Source organism: Sporosarcina sp. YIM B06819 (assembly GCF_033485175.1).
Lineage (GTDB): Bacteria > Bacillota > Bacilli > Bacillales_A > Planococcaceae > Sporosarcina.
In genome coordinates, this window is record NZ_JAWLIQ010000003.1 from 1 (window position 1) to 583 (window position 583).

Below are 583 nucleotides of genomic sequence, written 5' to 3' on the forward strand. Positions count from 1 at the left end.
TGAAATACTGCAATCCTCGGGTGTCATTTGACGGGAAGTACTGGTATTTGTCTGTTGGTATTGAGCAGGCGTTTAAAAAGGAAAAGTTAACAGATGAAATTGTCGGGATTGATTTGGGTATTACAACATTAGCCGTTTGTTCAAATGGCAACAAAGTTAAAAATATTAATAAAACAAATGAAGTCCGCAAGATCGAGAAACGTCTTCGTAGGTTGCAGAGAAGCGTTTCCCGTAAATACGAAATGAATAAGGAGGGAGACCGTTTCGCCAAAACAAGCAACTGTATAAAAATCGAAAAGCAAATACGGCACCTACACAGGCGGTTGGCCAACATTCGCACCAATCACATTCACCAAGCAACGAACGCAATTGCGAAAACCAAGCCTTGTAAAGTTGTGATGGAGGATTTGAATGTGCAAGGGATGATGAAAAATCGTCACCTGTCGAAAGCGATTCAGCAGCAAAAGTTTAAGGAGTTCTCCCGGCAAATGAAATACAAATGCGAGAAGTATGGCGTTGAATTCATGAAAGTCGATCGTTTCTTTCCGTCTTCTAAAAAGTGCTCATCCTGTGATGAAATCAA

General features: G+C 40.7%; 1 protein-coding gene. It reads left to right on the plus strand.

From position 1 onward, the window contains the following. A partial coding sequence (locus R2B72_RS02770; RefSeq protein ID WP_318614682.1) for a transposase occupies positions 1-583 on the plus strand: 583 nt, incomplete at both ends.